The sequence below is a fragment of the Pseudomonas sp. MWU12-2319 genome (assembly GCF_023242525.1).
Classification (GTDB): domain Bacteria; phylum Pseudomonadota; class Gammaproteobacteria; order Pseudomonadales; family Pseudomonadaceae; genus Aquipseudomonas; species Aquipseudomonas gingeri_D.
Genome location: NZ_JALJES010000008.1, coordinates 138,605 through 158,933, shown reverse-complemented (window position 1 = coordinate 158,933; position 20,329 = coordinate 138,605). Strand labels below are relative to the sequence as shown.

14 protein-coding genes are annotated in these 20,329 nt (G+C 57.4%); 10 read left to right on the top strand and 4 right to left on the bottom strand.

The window, feature by feature from the left end; genetic code table 11:
• The first annotated feature begins 90 nt into the window (after positions 1 to 90).
• Positions 91 to 1,398 carry a histidinol dehydrogenase gene (hisD, locus tag M5C01_RS15450; protein WP_152739507.1) on the top strand — a complete coding sequence of 436 codons (1,308 nt, stop codon included), beginning with the start codon at positions 91 to 93 and terminating at the stop codon, positions 1,396 to 1,398.
• Positions 1,399 to 1,471: 73 nt separating this feature from the next.
• Here hisD and M5C01_RS15445 read toward each other — a convergent pair whose 3' ends face one another.
• Positions 1,472 to 2,338: a helix-turn-helix transcriptional regulator gene (locus M5C01_RS15445; protein ID WP_152739506.1), complete on the bottom strand. Its 867-nt coding sequence runs from the start codon at positions 2,336 to 2,338 to the stop codon at positions 1,472 to 1,474.
• A gap of 386 nt (positions 2,339 to 2,724) precedes the next feature.
• Between M5C01_RS15445 and M5C01_RS15440 the strand changes: the two genes are divergently transcribed.
• From M5C01_RS15440 to M5C01_RS15405, 8 genes are all read left to right on the top strand, one after another.
• A complete protein-coding gene (locus M5C01_RS15440) occupies positions 2,725 to 3,510 on the top strand; it encodes an IclR family transcriptional regulator (RefSeq protein WP_152739505.1) in 786 nt (261 codons plus the stop codon).
• A gap of 143 nt (positions 3,511 to 3,653) precedes the next feature.
• Positions 3,654 to 4,814 carry an iron-containing alcohol dehydrogenase gene (locus M5C01_RS15435; protein ID WP_152739504.1) on the top strand — a complete coding sequence of 387 codons (1,161 nt, stop codon included), beginning with the start codon at positions 3,654 to 3,656 and terminating at the stop codon, positions 4,812 to 4,814.
• A 73-nt stretch (positions 4,815 to 4,887) separates the two neighbouring features.
• A complete protein-coding gene (locus M5C01_RS15430) occupies positions 4,888 to 6,387 on the top strand; it encodes a CoA-acylating methylmalonate-semialdehyde dehydrogenase (protein ID WP_152739503.1) in 1,500 nt (499 codons plus the stop codon).
• Positions 6,388 to 6,552: 165 nt separating this feature from the next.
• Positions 6,553 to 7,392 carry a sugar phosphate isomerase/epimerase family protein gene (locus M5C01_RS15425; protein ID WP_152739502.1) on the top strand — a complete coding sequence of 280 codons (840 nt, stop codon included), beginning with the start codon at positions 6,553 to 6,555 and terminating at the stop codon, positions 7,390 to 7,392.
• Positions 7,393 to 7,458: 66 nt separating this feature from the next.
• Positions 7,459 to 8,628, top strand: a complete 1,170-nt coding sequence (locus M5C01_RS15420) for a Gfo/Idh/MocA family oxidoreductase (protein ID WP_152739501.1) — start codon at positions 7,459 to 7,461, stop codon at positions 8,626 to 8,628.
• A 186-nt stretch (positions 8,629 to 8,814) separates the two neighbouring features.
• Positions 8,815 to 10,392, top strand: a complete 1,578-nt coding sequence (locus M5C01_RS15415; RefSeq protein WP_152739500.1) for a GMC family oxidoreductase — start codon at positions 8,815 to 8,817, stop codon at positions 10,390 to 10,392.
• Positions 10,393 to 10,450: 58 nt separating this feature from the next.
• Positions 10,451 to 12,256 carry a thiamine pyrophosphate-binding protein gene (locus tag M5C01_RS15410; protein ID WP_248764344.1) on the top strand — a complete coding sequence of 602 codons (1,806 nt, stop codon included), beginning with the start codon at positions 10,451 to 10,453 and terminating at the stop codon, positions 12,254 to 12,256.
• A gap of 78 nt (positions 12,257 to 12,334) precedes the next feature.
• Positions 12,335 to 13,036 (top strand): hypothetical protein, encoded by a 702-nt coding sequence (locus M5C01_RS15405; RefSeq protein ID WP_152739499.1) that lies wholly within the window; start codon positions 12,335 to 12,337, stop codon positions 13,034 to 13,036.
• Positions 13,037 to 13,496: 460 nt separating this feature from the next.
• On the opposite strand, the gene M5C01_RS15400 is transcribed toward M5C01_RS15405, so the two are convergent.
• From M5C01_RS15400 to M5C01_RS15390, 3 genes are all read right to left on the bottom strand, one after another.
• A complete protein-coding gene (locus M5C01_RS15400; RefSeq protein WP_152739498.1) occupies positions 13,497 to 14,792 on the bottom strand; it encodes an MFS transporter in 1,296 nt (431 codons plus the stop codon).
• Between the two features lie 258 nt (positions 14,793 to 15,050).
• Positions 15,051 to 15,938 carry a GntR family transcriptional regulator gene (locus M5C01_RS15395; protein WP_152739497.1) on the bottom strand — a complete coding sequence of 296 codons (888 nt, stop codon included), beginning with the start codon at positions 15,936 to 15,938 and terminating at the stop codon, positions 15,051 to 15,053.
• Between the two features lie 118 nt (positions 15,939 to 16,056).
• On the bottom strand, positions 16,057 to 17,373 hold the full coding sequence (locus M5C01_RS15390) for a CitMHS family transporter (RefSeq protein WP_178129844.1): 1,317 nt from the start codon (positions 17,371 to 17,373) through the stop codon (positions 16,057 to 16,059).
• A 348-nt stretch (positions 17,374 to 17,721) separates the two neighbouring features.
• Between M5C01_RS15390 and M5C01_RS15385 the strand changes: the two genes are divergently transcribed.
• Positions 17,722 to 20,328: an aconitate hydratase gene (locus M5C01_RS15385; protein WP_152739496.1), complete on the top strand. Its 2,607-nt coding sequence runs from the start codon at positions 17,722 to 17,724 to the stop codon at positions 20,326 to 20,328.
• The last annotated feature ends 1 nt before the right edge of the window (position 20,329 follow it).

Below are 20,329 nucleotides of genomic sequence, written 5' to 3'. Positions count from 1 at the left end.
TCTTGCGCAGTGACGCTGTGAATATGGTGGGCCGGTTGGCCCATGTGATCGCCTGAAGCGAAGTCATTTTCCGAGAACGAAGGAACCCCCATGGCGTACTACCTGAAATCTTCCACCACGCAACCATCCGGCGAAGCCGATACCCACCAGGTGCGTCGTATTGTCGAGCAAATGATTTCCGACATCAGCACTCGTGGCGACGCTGCGGTACACGAGTATTCGGACAAGTTCGACAAGTGGAGCCCCGCCAGTTTTCGCCTGAGTCAGGAACAGATCGATGCCTGCCTGGCCGAACTGACGCCGCGGCAGATCAACGACATCAAGTTCGCTCAGCAACAAGTGCGCAACTTCGCCCAGCATCAGCGCAACTCGATGTGCGATGTCGAAGTGGAAACCTTGCCCGGTATTATCCTGGGCCATAAACACGTCCCGGTGGAAACCGTCGGCTGCTACATTCCTAGCGGCAAATACCCGCTGCTGGCGTCGGCGCACATGGGCATCATCACGGCCAAGGTGGCCGGCGTGAAAAAAGTCATTGCCACTTCGCCACCTTTCGAGGGGCGCCCAAGCGCACCGGTGATTGCCGCCATCTACCTGGCTGGCGCCGATGAAATCTATTGTCTTGGCGGTGTACAGGCGGTGGCTTCAATGGCTCTGGGCATCGGCGAGTTCCCCGCCGTGGACATGATCGTCGGGCCTGGCAACGCCTATGTGGCGGAAGCCAAGCGCCAACTGTTCGGCAAGATTGGTATCGATTTGATTGCTGGCCCCACCGAAACCATGGTGATTGCCGACGACAGTGTCGACGGCGAACTGGTGGCCACCGATCTGTTGGGTCAAGCCGAGCATGGGCCCACTTCGCCAGCGGTGCTGATCACCACGTCTCGTCAGTTGGGCGAGGACACCCTGTCTGAAATCGAGCGCCTGCTGGGGTTGCTCGATACGGCTGAGATCGCCCGCAAGGCCTGGGACAACCATGGCGAGATCATCATTTGCGAAAGCGATGAGGAAATGGTCATCGAAGCGGATAAGGTGGCTTCCGAGCACGTTCAGGTCATGACCCGTGATCCGGATTACTTCCTCAAGCACCTACAGAACTACGGCGCGTTGTTTCTCGGCGCGCGAACCAATGTCGCCTACGGTGACAAGGTGATCGGCACCAACCACACCTTGCCGACCTCCGGGGCTGCGCGTTATACCGGTGGCCTGTGGGTGGGCAAGTTCCTCAAGACTTGCACCTATCAGCGCATCCTCACCGATGAAGCTTCGGCGATGATCGGTGAGTACTGCTCACGCCTGTGCGTACTTGAGAAGTTCACCGGTCACGCCGAGCAAGCCAACATCCGTGTGCGCCGTTACGGGCACCGCGAAGTGCCGTTTGGTACTGCGGTCGAGTAAGTCGGCAGGCTCACAAAAAACGCCATTGATCAGGTCATGATCGATGGCGTTTTTTTATGTGCACAGGGATGGGTCAGTCCTGACCGCCCCAGATGATCGATGAGTTGTCGCCGGTCATGTACTCGCGCACTTCAAGGGGTAACGACAGGTCGCTGGGCAGCAGCACGGTGCCGTTACGCAAGTGCTCTTTACGGATCATGCCCTTACCGGCATAGCCCAGGGCCATTCGCGTCGAAAACGGCTGGCGAAAGGACGAAGAAGCTACTCCGGTGATCAGGCCGTAGAGAAAGCGGATAGGGCGACGGTGTTGCGGGGTGAGAATCGAAAAAGTGATTTCGTTGCGTTGCTTGCCTTCGAAGTCGACCATGAAGAGACGATCACCCAGCAGCAGGCAAAAACCGTGATAGGTGAAGGAGTAACCGATCTTGCCACTGCCATCGAGCAGCGGAAAACGTTCTACGGTGACGTACTGAACCATGGAGTCGGCGCGGTACAGGCAGGTGATAGAACGCAGGATTCGTCCTTTGTAGATAGACGAATTGTGGTAGCGGTAGTACACCCCCAGGTAGTCTTCGAGCAGATCGGCGGAGTTTTTTGCCAGTGGCAGGAAGTGTGTGAATTGCGCCGAGGCTCGCAGACCGATCGGCAGTTCGTTCTCGAAACCCTCGTAGAATTTCTTGAAGTCGACAGGTGGCCGAAACAGATCCTCGCTCTCCATCATGAAATAGCGTGCGATCTTCTGCAGGATCTTCTGCGACGGCAAGTGCTGGCCGGCCAGGTACTTGTTGAACTGCTGGCGGTTGACGTCGACCTTACGGCACAGATCAGCCACCGAGCGGCAGGACTCTACCAGTGTGGCCAAGTTTTTTTGCACGTTGCCCTGTTGGTCGCTACGAGCTTGATGACGCTCGCCGTGTGACAGGTTGCTAGCAACAGACATTTTGCCTCCTCAACAAAGTAATACGAACCCCGTGGGCAGGATCAAGGCGACGATCAAGCGGCCACCGATGATGGCCGGTGAGCGCCTTTGCAGCGGGTGAGGCACACGGTATTCGATTTCACAGCACATGCCATGCCATCAGTGCTGCCCGCAAGGCCGGTGAAAACCCTAAGGGGCGTTGTGGCGATGCCCAGTAGTGACGCGACATGACGCACCATAGCCCTCTTTGCAGGCAACGGAATAGAAAAAGCAGGCGTATCAACGGGCATCCGTTACCGGCGCACCCAGGTGGGTGAGGGCCGGGTGGTTGCCGTAACACCCTTCGGGTTAGACATCCTGGCGCCACTGCGCAAGAATCAGCGCGACTTCAGTATTCAGGCATCCCCATGAAAGACAGTGCCGGTTCGCGGAACAAAGGCTCCTCCATCACGCGCGTGATGGAAATCATCGAAGCGGTCGCTCAGGCCAGCAGTGCCCCTTCGCCAGCGGATCTGGCGTTCATGCTGGATATTCCCAAGCCCAGCCTCCATCGGCTGCTTCAACAGATCCAGGCCGAAGGTTTCCTGCAAACCAATCTGCGCGGGGCAATTGTGCCGAGCGAGCGCTTGCATCACATCGCCATGGGCGTGATCTATGCCAGCCGCTACAAGGCCCAGCGCCAGGCCATTCTCAGGCAGTTGGCCGAGGAGCTGGATGAGACCTGCGGCATCGCCATGCCCGACGGTATCGACATGGTCTACCACGATCGGGTCCAGAGCAGTTGGCCCCTGCAACTGCACTTGCCGGTGGGCGCCCATGTACCGATGTGGTGCACCGCGAGTGGCAAGCTTTACTTGAGCACCTTCTCCGAGAGCCGCCGAAAGCAGATCATCGAAAGCCTGTCGCTCAAGCGCATGGCCCGCAACACCATCACCCAGCCCGAAGATTTGGAGGCCGCGCTCAAGGTCATCCGCAAGAGCGAACTGGCGGTCGACAATGAAGAGTTCGTCGACGGTATGGTGGCCTGTTCCGTGCCGATCAAGGACCGCAGCGGACGACTCTTCGCCTGTCTGTACACCCATGCCCCGACCATACGCAAAAGTCTTGAAGAACTACTGGCTCTCGAGCCGCAGCTCAGACGCGCGGCGTCCAGGTTAGGTGAGCTGGTAGAGGAGCCTCCGTTAGAGACATAACCCCGCGTCACGCCTCACTCCAAGCCATCGGTCGACAGCCGGTGGCTTTTTTTTGTGCTTTCAGTCGACTTTATTTTTATATAACGATACATTTTGTCTCGTTATATAAAAATAATCAGCCTTAACGCTCTTGAGGTGCTCTGATGTCTGTACAAGCCATTCTTCCCCGCATCATGGAAATCGGCGCCGACGCCAGCCGAAAACTGCCCGACGTACTGGCGACGCTGGGATGCAGCCGCCCGTTGATCGTCACGGATAAGGTCATGGTCAAATTGGGGCAGGCTGAGCGACTGGTCGCGGTGCTGGCCGAGCGCAATATTGTCTGTGAAGTGTTCGACGACACCGTGCCGGAGCCGACGGCTCAGTCGATTCAGGCCGGGGTGGCGCGTGTGCGCGACGGCAGCTTCGATTCGATAGTCGCCCTGGGCGGCGGCAGCCCCATCGATAGCGCCAAGGCCATTGCCATCCTCGGCAAGCACGGTGGGAACATTCGTGATTACCGCTTTCCGCGCCAGGTCAATGAAGCCGGACTTCCGATCATTGCCATACCCACCACGGCCGGTACCGGTTCGGAGGTGACGCGTTTCACGATCATTACCGATGAAACCAACGATGAAAAACTCCTGTGCGCCGGGATTGGCTTTATGCCGGTGGCGGCACTGATCGACTTCAAGCTGACCCTCAGCCTGCCTGCGCGCACGACTGCGGATACCGGCATCGATGCGCTCACTCATGCCATCGAAGCCTATGTCAGCCGCAAGGCCAACCCATACAGCGACACTCAGGCGTTGGCGGCCATGAAACTGATTGGGCCGAACCTGCGCCGTGTCTACCGTGATGGTCAGGACCAGGTTGCTCGCGAAGCCATGATGATCGGCGCCACGCTGGCGGGTATCGCCTTTTCCAATGCATCGGTGGCGCTGGTGCATGGCATGAGCCGGCCCATCGGTGCGTTCTTCCATGTTCCCCATGGTTTGTCCAACGCCATGCTGCTGCCAGCCGTGACGGCCTGGTCGATTCCGGCCGCCGTCGAGCGTTACGCCGACTGTGCTCGTGCTATCGGTTCTGCCAATGCAGCGGACAGCGATGCGCTGGCCAATGAAAAGCTGATCGCTTTTCTTGAGACCGTGAATGACGAGCTGGCCGTACCCACGTTGCGTCAGTTCGGCGTTGACCGTGAACGCTTCGAGCAATCCATGGCGGTCATGGCGCAACAGGCACTGGCTTCGGGCTCGCCGGGTAACAACCCGCGCGTGCCGAGCGCAGATGAAGTGATCGAACTGTACACCTCGCTCTGGCAATAACCCCTGTCGTTCACCCGCCCCTTACCGGTATTTCAGCCCTACAGCAGGGCCCCACGATTTTTGGAGAGTAGATATGAGCACCACCATCGGACACTTGATCAACGGTGAGTACGTGAACCTTCCGGGCCGTTCCCAGGAGGTGTTCAACCCGGCGACCGGCCAGGCTGAAAAGCGCGTTAGCTTGGCCGACAAGGCCACGGTCGAGGCCGCCATCACCGCTGCACAGGACGCGTTCCCGGACTGGCGCGATACCCCGCCGGCCAAACGTGCCCGCATCATGTTCCGCTTCAAGGAACTGCTGGAGCAAAACGCCGAGCGCATCTGCCAACTCATCGGTGAAGAGCACGGCAAGATCTGTCATGACGCGGCGGGTGAACTGCAACGCGGCATTGAAAACGTCGAGTACGCCTGTGGTGCCCCTGAATTGCTCAAGGGCGAGCACAGCCGTAACGTGGGCCCCAATATCGATTCGTGGAGCGAATTTCAGCCACTTGGTGTGGTGGCCGGTATCACGCCGTTCAACTTCCCTGTGATGGTGCCGATGTGGATGATCCCCATGGCGCTGGTCTGCGGGAACTGCTTCGTCCTCAAACCTTCCGAGCGTGATCCAAGCGCGACTCTGTTCATCGCCGAGCTGCTGTACGAGGCGGGGTTGCCAGCCGGCGTCCTGAACGTGGTCAATGGCGACAAGGAAGCAGTCGATACACTGCTGCATGACCCACGGATTCAGGCAGTCAGTTTTGTCGGCTCGACACCGATTGCCGAGTACATCTACCGCACCGCCACAGCCAACGGCAAGCGCTGTCAGGCGTTGGGTGGTGCCAAGAACCACGCGATCGTGTTGCCCGATGCCGATCTGGACAACGCGGTGAATTCGCTGTTGGGAGCAGCATTCGGCTCCTCCGGCGAACGCTGCATGGCATTGTCCGTCGCAGTTGCAGTGGGTGATGCGGTGGCCGACGCGCTGGTCGAAAAATTGCAGGTGGCGATCAGCGGTCTCACGTTCGGCGTGCACAGCGAGCGTAGCAATGATTTCGGCCCCTTGATCACTCGCCAGCACAAGGACAAGGTCGTCGGTTACATCACCAGCGCCGAACGCCAGGGCGCGCGCTTGGTCGTGGACGGCCGTGATGCCAGGGTTGCGGGCTATGAGAACGGCTTCTTCGTGGGGGCCACGTTGATCGACAGGGTCACTCCCGAGATGGAGAGTTATCAAGCCGAAATCTTTGGCCCGGTGCTGCAAGTCATTCGTGTTGCCACCATGGGCGAAGCCATGAAGTTGATCAATGACCACGAATACGGCAACGGTACTTGCATCTACACCCGTGATGGCGAGGCTGCGCGATATTTCAGTGATCATATCCAGGTGGGAATGGTCGGGATCAACGTGCCATTGCCCGTGCCGGTGGCTTCTCACAGCTTCGGTGGCTGGAAGCGCTCGCTGTTTGGCGACTTGCATGCCTATGGCCCCGATGGCGTGCGCTTTTACACCCGCCGCAAGACCATCACTCAGCGCTGGCCTTCGGCCAATATTCGCGAAGGTGCCGAGTTTTCGATGCCCACGATGAAGTAATCGCAGGCTTGCAACCGAGCCACTGTCCCTGCTCAGGGCAGTGGCTCTTTTGGGTGTCGCGGGCGACTGCAAGTTTGAAGGAGGCCCGAAAAAAATGCTGGCCTGGCGAAGCGTGCAGGGTGGTCGATACCTGCGAAATAACAGCACAACAGGGTCGACAAGCACATGCCTCATATCATCAAGGCGGTGAAGGGTTCGCCTGCACGAGCACTTTCCGTTTGCGGGATCACTACCCGTTACTTGTCCTTCGAGGAGGACGTTCGAGTCTGTTCCGAAGCCGGCATGAACGGGATCAGCCTGTGGTGGGACAAGATAAAGGCCTGTGGGGCAGTCCAGGGCGCAAAGGTGCTGAGGGATACACCGCTTGCGGCGGTGAGCATGGTCGGCCTGCCGTGCATGCTGACGGCGGGGACGCAGCAGAACCGACAGGTTTTCGACCTGTTGCGTGGCGCGCTGGATGATTGCGCGACTCTTGGCGTGGGCGTGATGGGCGTGGTTCCGGGCAATCACGAAGGTCGTACCCGCGAGCAGCAGGACGAGGCAACCATCGACGTGCTGGTACGCCTGGGCGAAGAAGCGCGGCAACGGGGTGTGACCCTGGCGCTGGAGCCCGTGCATGAACCCTATCTGGATTATCTCAACACACTGGTCGATGCAGAGAGGATCGTGACGGCTGTCGACAGCACTTCGGTCGGCATTCTGTTCGATGTCTGGCATCTGTGCCATGAGCCGGAACTGGACAGGCGTATCGAAGAAACGGCTTCACGAATCGCCTTGGTGCATTTTTCGGACTGGCGAGAGCCAACGCGCTACCACGATGATCGCCTGTTGCCGGGGGAGGGTGTGCTACCGCTCAAGTCCATATTGACCAAGCTGCATCAAAGCGGATACCGCGGGTTCTTTGATGTCGAAGTGTTTAGTGAAGAGGTATGGCACGCGGACCCGCTGCAGAACCTGAAAAAGTGTCGGGCGTTCTTTGATTCCGTCTGGGCAGGTGAGACGTGAGCAGTAAGGCGGCCCTGCAATAACAATCAAGGGCCGATATCGGCCTTTCTCACGAGGTGTTTCAACATGGCAATTTTGACGGGCGATATTCCTGCAAAAAGAAAACTCAAGGTCGGCATGGTCGGTGGTGGCAAAGGCGCTTTTTTCGCCAGTTACCACCGAGCGGCCATGCGCCTGTGCGATCGTTTCGAAATCGTCGCCGGCGCATTCTCTTCTGATCCGGCCACAGGGCGTGAAGCGGGCGAGGCGCTGGGTGTGGATGCTACCCGGATCTACTCGACGTTTGAACTCATGGCGCTCGGCGAGAAAGCGCGTCCTGACCCCATTGAAGCGGTGGTCATTGTCACGCCCAACTTTTTGCACTTTGAGCCGTGCCGCCTGTTCCTTGAGGCGGGCATACCGGTCATCTGTGACAAACCCCTGGTCAACAGCCTGGACGAGGCGCTTGAACTGCTGAGGATCGCCCGGCAGCGCGATACCTTCCTGGCCATGACCTACACCTACCTGGGTTATCCCATGGTTCGGGACGCGCGCAGCCGTATCCAGGGCGGGGAGCTGGGCGAGATCCGCTTCCTGTATGTCGAGTATCTGCTGGAGTGGCTAGCGCCAGGTGTCGAGCACCTCGGCAAAAGCCTGGCCTGGCGCGGCGAGCCGGCCAAGGCGGGCCCTACTGCTGCGCTGGGCGATGTGGGTACCCATGCCTTCAACATGCTTGAGTTCCTTTCGGGGCGACGTTGCACCGGGGTTAACGCCAAGCTGACCAGTACCGTACCGGGTTGGGCAATGGACGATACCAACGTGGTGCAACTGGAGTTCGAAGGCGGCGTGGATGGTTTGTTGTGGGCAAGCCTGGCGGCGCCCGGCCACCGAAATGGCCTGCGATTCAAGGTTATCGGCAGCAAAGCCTCGATCGAATGGTGCCAGGAGGCGCCCGAGACCCTGCGCTTCACGCCCACAGGCGAAGCGGAGCGGATCTATCGGCGTGGGCAGTCCGACAATTGTGCCCAGACGCTGGCGTTCACCAGCCTGCCCGCCGGCAACTCGGAGGGCTATCTGGAAGCGCTGGCGGTGCTTTACGCCGATTTCGCCCAGGCGCTGGAGGCAGGGTCTGCCTGGCGCAGCGCAACCGTTGTGCCGATTCCCGATATTCAGGAGGGCGCACGGGGTGTGGCGTTGTCGCAGGCGTGTGTGGAGTCCAATCGCAGGCGTGGCTGGGTGCCTTTCCCGCAAGTCTGATCGGTGCGCCTGCGCCCTTAATGTCATGCAGTGCGTCAGTGTGCGTCGGCTTTGTCTGGATTGCGAAATTGAGTGAAAGCGGCCAAAGGCAAATACTTTAATGGCACCCGGCGGCTGCGTCGGGTGCCCACACGTTGCACTTAAGACCCCAGCCTGGTTTAAGGCGATAAAGAGGCGAATGCGTAGATGAAGCAATTACCCGAAGTCATTGTCATCGGCAGCGGAGTAGGCGGTGGGGCCACGGCCCGTCGTCTCGCTGAGAGCGGCGTGAACGTGCTCATGCTCGAGCGCGGTGACTGGGTGCCTCAGGAAGACCAGAACTGGAGCGTCGCTTCAGTGTTCTTCGACAAAAAATACACCGCACATGACTCTTGGCTGGATGCGAACGGCACAGCGTTTCGCCCCAGCATCTACTACAACGTGGGCGGCTGTACCAAGTTCTACGGCGCTTCGATGATCCGCCTCCGTGAACGTGATTTCGAGGAATTGCACCACGAAGCCGGGGTTTCTCCAGCCTGGCCGATTTCCTATGCGCAACTTGAGCCCTATTACGCCGAAGCCGAAGCGATCTTTGAGGTGCACGGCGACGACACCGATGACCCCTCGGCCCCTTGGCGCAGCAATGCGTATCCATTCCCGAGAGTGGCCAGCGAGCCGATCGTTGCGCAGATGGGGACGATGATGAGCCGACTGGGCGCGCGCACTTCTGCTTTGCCTCTGGCCGTCAATTACTCCAGCAAGGGCCGCTGCATCCTCTGCAAAACCTGCGATGGTTTCCCGTGCAAGGTCAGCGCGAAGATGGAGGCCGAAACCGCACTAGTGAAGCCTGCTTTGGCCACCGGGTGCGTCACATTGCGCACCCAGACTCTGGTCAAACGCTTGATCCTCTCGGTTGACGGCAAAACGGTCAGCGGGGTGGAGGTGGAGAGTGCCGGTAAGACCGAAATCCTCACCGCGAAACTGATCGTTGTTGCCTGTGGGGCAGTCAATAGTGCGGCGTTGTTGTTGCGTTCGGCCTGCGATGCGGCACCGAACGGGGTGGCCAACAGTTCCGACGTGGTAGGGCGCAATTACATGGCCCATAACCAGACGGCGTTGATGGGGCTTTCCATGGGCAAAAACACCACCACCTTTCAGAAAACCCTGGCGATGAACGAGTTCTACTTCGGTGCGTCGGATTACCCATTTCCACTGGGGCATGCGCAAATGCTCGGCAAGCTTCAAGGCGGAATGCTGTCTGCCAACGTGCCGTTCCTGCCCAAGGCGGTGGGCTCGAGCATGGCTCGTCACAGCATCGACTGGATTGCCTTTTCTGAAGACTTACCCGACCCACAGAGCCGAGTGGTGCTCAAGGACGGCAAAATTCAGTTGGCGATCCGTCGTAACAACCTGGCGCCGCATCGGGTGTTAGTCAAAAAGCTCGCGGCACTACTGCGTGCCTGCGGTTATCCGATCGTGCTGACCAAGCCGCTGCTCAAGCATTCCACTTCGCACCAGTGCGGCACCGTAAAGTTCGGCACCGATCCGCGCACCAGCGCATTGGATACGTTCTGCCGCAGCCACGACCATTGCAACCTTTTCGTGATCGACGCCTCATTCATGCCGTCCTCGGCTGCCGTGAACCCGGCCCTCACGATTGCTGCGCAGGCACTGCGCGCGGCAGACCATATTCTGGAGCAAGACTTCGGTATTGCCGCGGTGAAAAGAGCCAACACGGTGACACGGACGACATTGGTTGACTCGACAGGGCTGTCTCGAACTTGAAGGCCACGATCTGCGTGGCAATACACACCTTCCCATTACAGAACAAACGGAGCAGGACATGGCTGATACAAAAAAAATGACGGGCGGGCAGATCGTGGTCGAGTACCTGATCCGCGAAAAAGTGCCTTATGTCTTCGGTATTCCGGGCCACGGCAACACCGCATTGCTCGATGCATTCGTCGATCGCAAGGACGAGATCACCCTCGTCCCCGCGATGCATGAGCAAGGCGCTTCGCACATGGCCGACGGCTTCTATCGGGCCAGCGGGCAGATCGCCGCAGTCTGTGCTTCCATCGGCCCTGGCGCCACGAACACCCTGACCGGCATCGCTACCGCATTCGCCGACTCGATTCCGCAACTAGTGATCAGTGGTGGCGTACACACCTACATGATGGGCAAGGGCGTGCTGCAGGAGCTGGACCGCCCCCACGGCGACAATTTTCCGCGCATGGCCGAGCCTGTGGTGAAGCGTTGGTGGCAACCGAGCCATGTCGAGCAACTGCCAAGTGTTATGACCCAGGCCTTCAATGTGATGCTTGAAGGTCGTCGTGGCCCGGCGCTGATCAATCTGCCGCAAGACCTACAAGCCGAGTACGCAGAGGTGGCATTGCCTGCCCCGCAGACCCACCGGTCCCATGGCCGCCTGCATGGTGACCCGGCCGACATCGCCCGCGCCGTCGAGCTGTTGTTGTCGGCCGAGCGTCCGGTAATTATGGCTGGTGGCGGCGTGATCGCTGCCAATGCCAGTGCCGAACTCGTCGCGATCGCCGAGCATGTGGGTGCGGCCGTCACGACCTCCTTCATGGGCAAAGGCTCGATTCCCGAAGACCACCCTCTGTATGCCTGGCCATGCGGTGACCTGGGCTCGATCCCAGGCAACGCCATGACCCGGGAAGCAGATGTAATCCTCGCAATCGGTTGCCGCTTCAGCGACCGCATCACCTCGTCCTACCGTCCGGGCGTGACCTTCGATATCCCGAAAACCAAGCTGATTCAGATCGACATCGACGGCTTTGAAATCGGCAAAAACTACCCGGCCGAAGTGGGCATCGTCGGCGACGCGGGGCCGATCCTGGCCGCGCTACTGGCGCAGTTGCGTGCGCATTCCCCTGCTCGCGACTATTCCCAGTCGCAGATGTTCCAGCGGCTGCAAACCCTCAAAGCCAAGTGGGAAGAGCACCTCCATCCGTTGCGTACCTGCAATGAATCACCGATGACTGTGTCTCAGGTGCTGTTCGAAGCGCGCAAGGTACTGCCACGCAACACCATCGTGGTCACTGACTCGAGCAACCCGCAGAACCAGGTATTCAACGAATTCCCGGTGTACGGACCCAAGCAGCACATTACCCCAGGCGGCTTCTCGGGAATCGGATTCGCGGTGCCGGCGGCCATTGGCGCCAAGATGGGTGCTCCGAGTCAGCCAGTGGTGGCTATCTGCGGCGACGGTGCTTTTTTGCAGACAGGCCAGGAACTTGCCACTGCGGTGATGATGGGCGTGCCGGCCATTTTCCTGATCATGAACAACGGCGGTTGGGCGGCCATTCGCAACCTGCAGTTGAACATGTTCGGCGAAGACCGGGAAATGATTACCGATTTCCGCACCCCGGACGGTGCCTCGTGGGAAGCTCACATTGCCGACTTCGCCAAGTCGCTGGGCGCTGCATCGGAACGCGTGACCGACCCACTGCAGATCTGCGCGGCGGTGGAGCGTGCGCTGGCATCGGGCCGTCCATACGTCATTGAGGCAATCACCTCCCTTGAGCGTCCATGGAGCAACATGCACCCGACCGGTTGGTGGGACATCACCGTGCCGGCTTACCTGGGCGACCTGCGTGACGACTACGTCGAAAAGCGCGGTTTCTGATAACGGCTCATTGAGTTGTGCCGCCTTTCGTGGCGGCATGACTCGTCGAGTCAGAAAATTCCCAGGCAGGAGAGGGCCATGTCAGCGAGTAACCAAAAACGTGAACTGCAGTTTTCCGACGAGTTCGTGGAATGCTACCTCGTCGAGAATGTGAAGGACTTTGTCGTGTCTGGCGGGGTTGTCGTGAATCTGGACCACGCGCCCATGCACATTGGTGGGCCGATTCCCAGCGTGGTACCAGGCTGGAAATCCACCTGGTTGTTCAATGCCGTGATTATCGAGGCGAGCCGCGTCGCGATCTTCAGGGTTCGCAGTGAGGTCAATCTCGGGGGCTTGGTGTTGGGTAAGTGGGACTGGTTCGGCAATCGTTTTGCCAAGTTTCCGCGCACCACGCCACTGTACATTTCCCGGTATGACGAAATCGGCAATGTCATGCTTGATCCGTTTGCCTTTGCTAATCAGCGCAAGGAGGTGACTGACCTGCGTGAGTACGGCATTCGCCTCAACTTGTGGTGGGCATCAGCGAATACCGACTGCTACCTGCACAACGAGCATCCGTTCCTTGAAATTCACACTCAGATTCACGGGACAGGGCGCATCCAAAAATTCCTGGAGCGTGATGACTCAACCCTTTACGAACAGATCAGCATGGCGCCGGGTTATACCCATGATCCGTTTACCCATGTGCAGGCCGATGGGAAACCGACCTTTCCGTGGCACCGCTACTGGTCTGACTCGGATGCCATCTGGTTGGCGATCGAGTTTCATCCTATGGCTTGATTCATTTTGCGGCGTTCTTTTCGCGGATAACCAGAGCACCGGACTGTTCGCCCCTACACGGAAATGTAAACCCTTTGTAGGAGCGGCCGGTCGAAAATATCAGCCACGTTACACATTTCAATCCAAGGGATTACCTAGCGCACGCCAAGGGCGGTCGCGCTACTGAAAGCGTTGCGACCTGGGGGAGTGGATCAATGCGCAATAGCGTATCGTAGCTTCCCGGATCCAAGCTACATGGGTATGGTGCTGACAACCTCAGCGGTACGCCCAGACACAATGAGCAACGCCGCAGGAGGCTGTCAAAATCCCAGCTGCATAGTGACTCGAGTGGGGACTGGACGATGAACCGAGCCTCGTCCGGATAACCCTCACCCTGAGCTTCATTCAGCCTGCTGCAATCAGACGGAAAATCCTGACGGGCCGGATTTACGACTCTACATTCCGCTCTCACGAGCCTCGCTCAGACCATATTGGATACAAGCCCATCCGCAGACTGCTGCTGAGAGATCATTGGCTTTCTGGTCATGGTCATGATGACGATAGCCCCAATCACCAACAGCGCTCCTGCGATACCAAACGCCCAGTTATAGCTACCAGTCGCACTGATGACGTAGCCAGTTACCACGGGGGCCAACATGCCGAAAATGTTCCCGCCGACTACCACAAATGCCATTGCCCTACCCACGTCTCCAGAGCTGGGAAGCAGGTCATTGAGCAACGAAAAATTCAGCGATGTGGTAGATGCGATGCCTGCAAGGGTAAGGGAGAAGATCAACGCCAGAAGAGCGATATCGTCTGCGAAGGGAATAAGTAGGATGCAACTGGCGATAAGCATTGTTAGCGCGATGACATTCCGGCGTTTACCGGAGGCGGCGCCGCTACCATTTTTGAGGTACTGATCACTAAGCTTCCCGATGACAATACAAAGTATTACTGCTGTTGCATACGGAATAGCAGTGAAGAGTCCACTCTTGGCAATAGTCAGGTGACGTACTTCTTGAAGGTAGCTTGGCAGCCAGGTCAGGAAAAGATACTGGGTGTAAACGTTGCAGCCTTGGGTGATAGCCAAACCCCAAATGGTGGGGGTCTTCAGCAGCCGCTTGAGCCCGTAGGTCGTTGTGGAGGTGTCTTTTCCTCCGCTCGACGTGCGGGTTTGCACGATGTGCTCGCGTTCGTTGTTTGACAGCCATTTCACTTTTTCAGGTTTGTCATAAAAAAAGCACCAGGCCACCAACCACGCAAATCCGATGGAGCCTGCGATGACGAATGACATGCGCCATCCAAACATAGCGACCAGGGCAGCGAGGACAACAGAACAAATTGCCGGGCCAGCATACGACCCACTATTAAAAATCGCAGTGATCGTGCCGCGTTCAGTGCTTGGTATCCACTCACGAATCACCTTGGCGCCGACAGGATTGCTCACCGACTCACCGGCCCCCATTACCAGTCGCGCGGTTAGCAGGCTGGCGAAGCTTGAGGCTGCGCCGGTGAGTGCTGTCGCCAACGACCAAATGAAAATGCCCATCCCACCTACTCGCTTGACTCCGAATTTGTCGATCAGCAGGCCGACGGGAATCAGGAACAACGCATAGCTCCAGATAAAGGATGAAAACAGGTAGCCCATCCCTATGGACGTCAGGTGAAACTCTTCAGCGATAGGCTTAGCCGCAATGGATAAGGCAATGCGATCCATGTAATTGATCATGGCTAACGAAAACAAGAAGACGGCTATCCAGCCTCTACGGTACGACATGTGATCACCGTTATTGTGATTGTGGTGGTTGCTCAGTCGAGACTTTGGCACTGGAGTTGTGTCGGGCAGACACGCAGGACAAGGTTCACTTTGCTTTGGGTTAAAATGAACTTTATGATGATATAAGTCAATTTGTAATTTTTGAAAATCAGCCTCGGGCGACGACTAGCTCGAAGCCGTCGCTTGGAAATGATTGGGCAGGGAGAGGCGAACGCGACCCATAGGGTCGCGCTAGGCGTCAAGAGAGGGGGGGGAGGACTACTCGAACAGCGTGGGGTTTACTTTGTTGCGGCGGGCTTGTTCCAAATGCTTGCGCATTTGATCCGCCGCACCCAAACGGTCTCCTCGTTCCAGGCAGTCGAGGATCGCAAGATGTTCTTCCGCTTGGCCTTTGCGAGGCGCGCGAGCGCCGGCTTGACGGTACTCCACAAGCCTCCGTAGTTGGTCGAGGCGGCGAACGGTCTGCTGCAGGAAGCGATTACCTGAGCAAGCCGCCAACGTCTCGTGAAACTGTGAGTTTGCCTCGAATAGCTCCTGAGGTGTCATGGTCAGGTAGCCGCCGTTAGCGATGAATTCTTGCTGTCGGCGGCAGGAATTGAGTGTCGCTCGGTCAATCTGGAACGAAGGTGAAAGCAACCCAGAGGGCTCGATGGTGGCGCGGAACGAATAGCTTTCTTCGTAGGCCTCCACTGAGTCGATCATTGGCAGGAGGCGCCATCCCTGGCTCGCACGTTGTTCGACCCATCCCTCCTGTTGAATACGTGAAAGAACCGCCCTCAGGGCGGCTCTGGAGACGTCAAATTGGCGCATAAATTCGATCTCGGTAAACAGCTCGGGAAGCTGTTTACTGAGGCGCAATTCGGCAAATTTCAGGTAAAGCGGATCGTCGCTGCTTTCCATGACTTCCGAGGCAAGGTCAATCAGGTCATCGCTGGAACAGGCTAGAAAAAAACCTCGGTTCCGGTCGTATGTCAGCATGCCTTTTTCGACCAAATACCCCATGGCAAACTTGACCGGAGTCCGTGAAACATTAAGCGTTGCCGCCAGTTGTGATTCGACTAGGTGATGCCCTACATCGAAGCGTTCACGACGTACATGAGAAACAATGTCACGCGCAATGCGTGCTTGCAGAGGGCTTAGAGGCATCGGATCGAGAACCAGAAAGAGCTGACCATAGAATTGCCATTTTAGCGTGTCGGCTAGCTCAACGGCAGAGACAATTTTTTTGCCCCTGCCGAGATGTGTGCTGCGTTGACAGTTTACGTTAGCGAACTTGGTAGAAGGGAAAAGCCCCGAACAGAAGCCCGCCGACCAGCAGGCCGAAGCTCGCGAGGATGGCCCATTTCAGTGCAAAACGTTGGTGATCCCCAAGCTCTACCCCGGCTAGCGCAACCAGCAGATAGAGAGAGGGAACCAGCGGGCTGAGCAAGTGTACAGGCTGGCCGACTACCGATGCGCGAGCGATTTCCAGAGGGGTGATGCCGTATTGGGCGGCAGTCTGCGCAATCACTGGCAGTATCCCGAAGTAGAAGGCATCGTTGGACATGAAGAACGTGAAGGGCATGCTAACAAGGGCTGTAAATACCGCCAGGAACGGGCCGAAGCTAGGCGGGATGACATGCAGCAGACTCTTGGCCATGGAGTCCACCATGCCGGTTCCCGAGAGTATCCCAGTAAAAATGCCTGCGGCGAAAATGACAGCCGTAACCGCTAGTACGTTGGAGGCGTGAGCTGCAATGCGTGCTTTTTGCTCCTCGATTTTTGGGTAGTTGAGCATGATGGCAATGGCAAAACCGACCATGAAGAGTATCTGGATTGGCATTGCACCTACTATCAGGCATGCGATCAGAGCCAGAGTCAGGATCAGGTTCGGCCAAAACATCTTAGGGCGACGGTTCCCTTCGCACTCCTCTGCTGAGCCATGACCCAGCGCCATGGAGCCGATGTGAAAGTCATCCAGGTGGATGATGCCAAGCCGTGCACGTTCTTTGCGGCCCAAGATAACGGCGGTAAATACAAGACAGCCGGCCCCGATCAGCATTCCGGGAATCATGGGCAGGAATATCTCCATCGCGTCGACCTGCAGCGCTGCAGCTGCGCGGGCCGTAGGTCCACCCCACGGCGAGATATTCATGATGCCGCTGGCGATGTTGACTAGGCATGTCATGCCCAGCACGCTCATTCCCAGCCTCTGATAGAGCGGCAAGAAGGCTGCGCAGGCAATCATGTAGGTAGTTGAACTATCACCGTCCAGGGAGACCAGCATCGTCAGTACTGCTGTCCCTACCAGAACCTTTAGCGGATCTCCTTTCACCAGCTTCAGGATGAAGCGCACGAGCCCGTCGAAGAGTCCCGCGTCAATCATGATACCGAAGTAGAGAATCGAGAACGTCAGCATCACTCCCGTTGGTGCAAGGGTTTTGACACCATCGAGCATCATGACGCCGAGGCCCACGTAATGACCGCCAATCAGCGCGAAAATGATAGGTATCAGGATCAATGCAATAAGCGCAGATAGGCGCCTTGTCATGATCAGGTACATGAAACAGATGACCATTGAAAAGCCAAGGATTGTCAGCACAGTCGAATTCCCTTTTTTAGACGTATGTCACTCTCATCAGCCACTTGGCTGTTCTGGAACCATGGTTCTCAGGTCGAGGCGGGCTCGACAGAGAGGAGGATGAGGACGGTGCTGGAGCATGGGAGTTTGATCATGATGAACCTCGATTTTCTTATGTTTATTTTTTCTACCGTACCTACCTGGGCGCTACGCCTCGGGAGCGACTGTGTACGGTAGAAATCGTTGGTTGGGGGCGTCCGATGTCAGGGTTGAAATGAGTCGGACGAATCAACATTGACCTATATAATGATAAAGTGCAATATTGCTCTCACAAAAAACGTTACCCGTGCTGCCTGTGAGGATTAGCCAATGCCTAAGTCAAAGGGTCGAACCGTTTTCGCCAACGGCGTCGAGTATCGTGTCAGTGATGTTCGCGGGGTCGTGACCGACCTGGGCGGTGATTACGCTAAGCTGCCTTACAGCTTGCGAATTCTCGCCGAGAACGTTTTGCGCGGTGAGTCGGATCCGGAAGCCGCACTTAAAGTGATCTGTGCCCGTTCAAAAGAGTTCGACATCCCGTTTCGCCCGGCTCGGGTTGTGCTTCAGGATTTGCTCGGTACTCCAGCGCTTGTAGACCTTGCTGGATTAAGAGACGCCGTTGCAGCAAATGGCGGCAACCCGCGCTTGGTCAATCCCGTCACTCCAACCCATCTGGTGGTGGATCACTCACTCAATGTTGAGCGCTGGGGTAACGCAAGCGCTCTTGCTGACAACGAAGCGATCGAACGTGAGCGTAATGCGGAGCGATTCCAATTTTTGGACTGGTGCAACAAAGCATTCAGCAATCTTTCGATTATTCCTTCTGGTAAAGGCATCCTTCACCAGATCAACCTCGAGCGTCTGACTACTGTCGTGGGCACTCAGCGTTGTTGCGATGAGCTGTGGGCATTCCCTGACACTCTGGTAGGCACTGACAGCCACACCACCATGATCAATGCCATCGGTGTACTGGGCTGGGGCGTCGGAGGTATCGAAGCCGAAGCCGCGATGCTGGGTAAATCACTGATGCTGCGTTTGCCTGAAATCGTTGGGGTGTGCCTGGAAGGCACCTTGCCTCAGGGCTATCTCGCTACCGATATCGCGCTGGCATTGACTGAGCAGCTTCGTAAAACGGGTGTTATCGGCTCCTTCCTGGAGTTCTTCGGCCCGGGCGTGCCACAGCTGTCGCTGGCAGACCGTGGAACCTTGTCGAACATGGCACCGGAATTCGGTGCGACAGCGGCGATGTTCGCTATTGATGATCGCACGCTGCACTATCTCCGAATGACGGGGCGTGGTGGTCAGATCTCGGGCCTGACGGAAGCGTACGCACGCGCACAAGGTCTCTGGCATGACAGTCTTGCCGATGCTGAATACAACCGTGTCGTGACACTTGATCTCAGTTCTGTTGCGCGATCAATTGCAGGGCCTAAGCAGCCACACCAGCGCATTGTGTTGGGACATAAGGCCCCTGCTACCAATCTTCCTACCGGCTTGGACAATGGCTCGGTAGTTCTCGCGGCCATTACCAGTTGCACTAATACTTCCAACCCCCGTGGAGTTATCGCTGCGGGCCTGGTGGCGCGAAACGCACTTAGGCGTGGACTGAAGAGAGCCGCGTGGGTGAAAACCTCGTTTGCTCCTGGCTCCAGGGTGGTGTCTGACTATCTTGAACGGTCAGGCCTCAATGAAGATCTGGACGCTTTAGGTTTCAACCTGGTTGGCTACGGCTGCACCACCTGTAATGGTATGTCCGGCCCGCTGCTCAGTACCGAAATCGAGGACGAAATTCGTGCTCGCAAGCTAGAGACCGTGGCTGCGACGTCGGGCAATCGTAACTTTGAAGGCCGAGTCCACCCACTGGCGCGCGAGGTTTTCATCATGTCGCCGCCTTTGATCGTGGCCTATGCGATTGCCGGCACATATCTGATTGACCCAGAAAAAGATGCCTTGGGTCTCGATGACAAAGGGATACCGGTCTATCTGCATGAGTTGTGGCCGAGCGATGAAGAGCTGACCCGCATCGAAGCGGATAACCTGACAGCCGATTTGTTCGACAAGGCGTACGAGGATGTTCCGCGTGAAGCGGGCTTGATAGCTAGCGATCTGCGCGTGGGCGTTAGCGACCAATATGCCTGGCAAGCGAGCAGCACCTACATCCGTAAACCTCCCTACTGGAGCGATGCGGTAACGGCTACCGACACTCGCAAAGACTTGAGCAACATGCGTGTGTTGGTCATGCTGTCGGACAACATCACCACCGACCACATCTCGCCGTCTGGCGCGATTCTTCCTGAAAGCGATGCGGGTCAGTACCTGCAATCGCACGGAATCACCGTGCCAGAGTTCAACTCCTATGGCACGCGTCGCGGCAACCATGAAGCAGCTCAGCGTGCGACCTTCGCAAGCCCTCGTCTGAAAAACGAATTGCTTGAAGATGGTCGTGAGGGGCCGTGGACTTTGCTTCTGCCCGAGAAGGAAGTCACCACGATTTTCCAGGCCGCCGAGATTTATGCGAAGCGTAAGCAGTCGCTGATTGTCGTTGCCGGCAAGGAGTACGGAAGCGGTTCCTCGCGCGATTGGGCTGCTAAAGGCCCCCGTCTTCTAGGTGTTCGTGTAGTCGTGGCTGAAAGTTTCGAACGCATCCATCGCACCAATCTTGCGGGCCTCGGCATCCTTCCTTTGCAATTCGAGGAAGGCGTCTCTCGCCAGAGCCTAGGCCTGACTGGGCGTGAAACATTTAGCGTTGAGGGGATCTCCGATAACTTCGAGCCAGGCGCAAAAATCACGTTGGTCATCGAGCGTGAGACGGGTGAGAAGGCGCGCGTCACAGTCGTGAGTCGTTTGGACACCTTTGAAGATGTTCGTTACTTCCGCAGCGGTGGCCTGCTGCCACAGCTTCTTATCGAAAGCATGAAGAACGCATCTGTTAACTGAT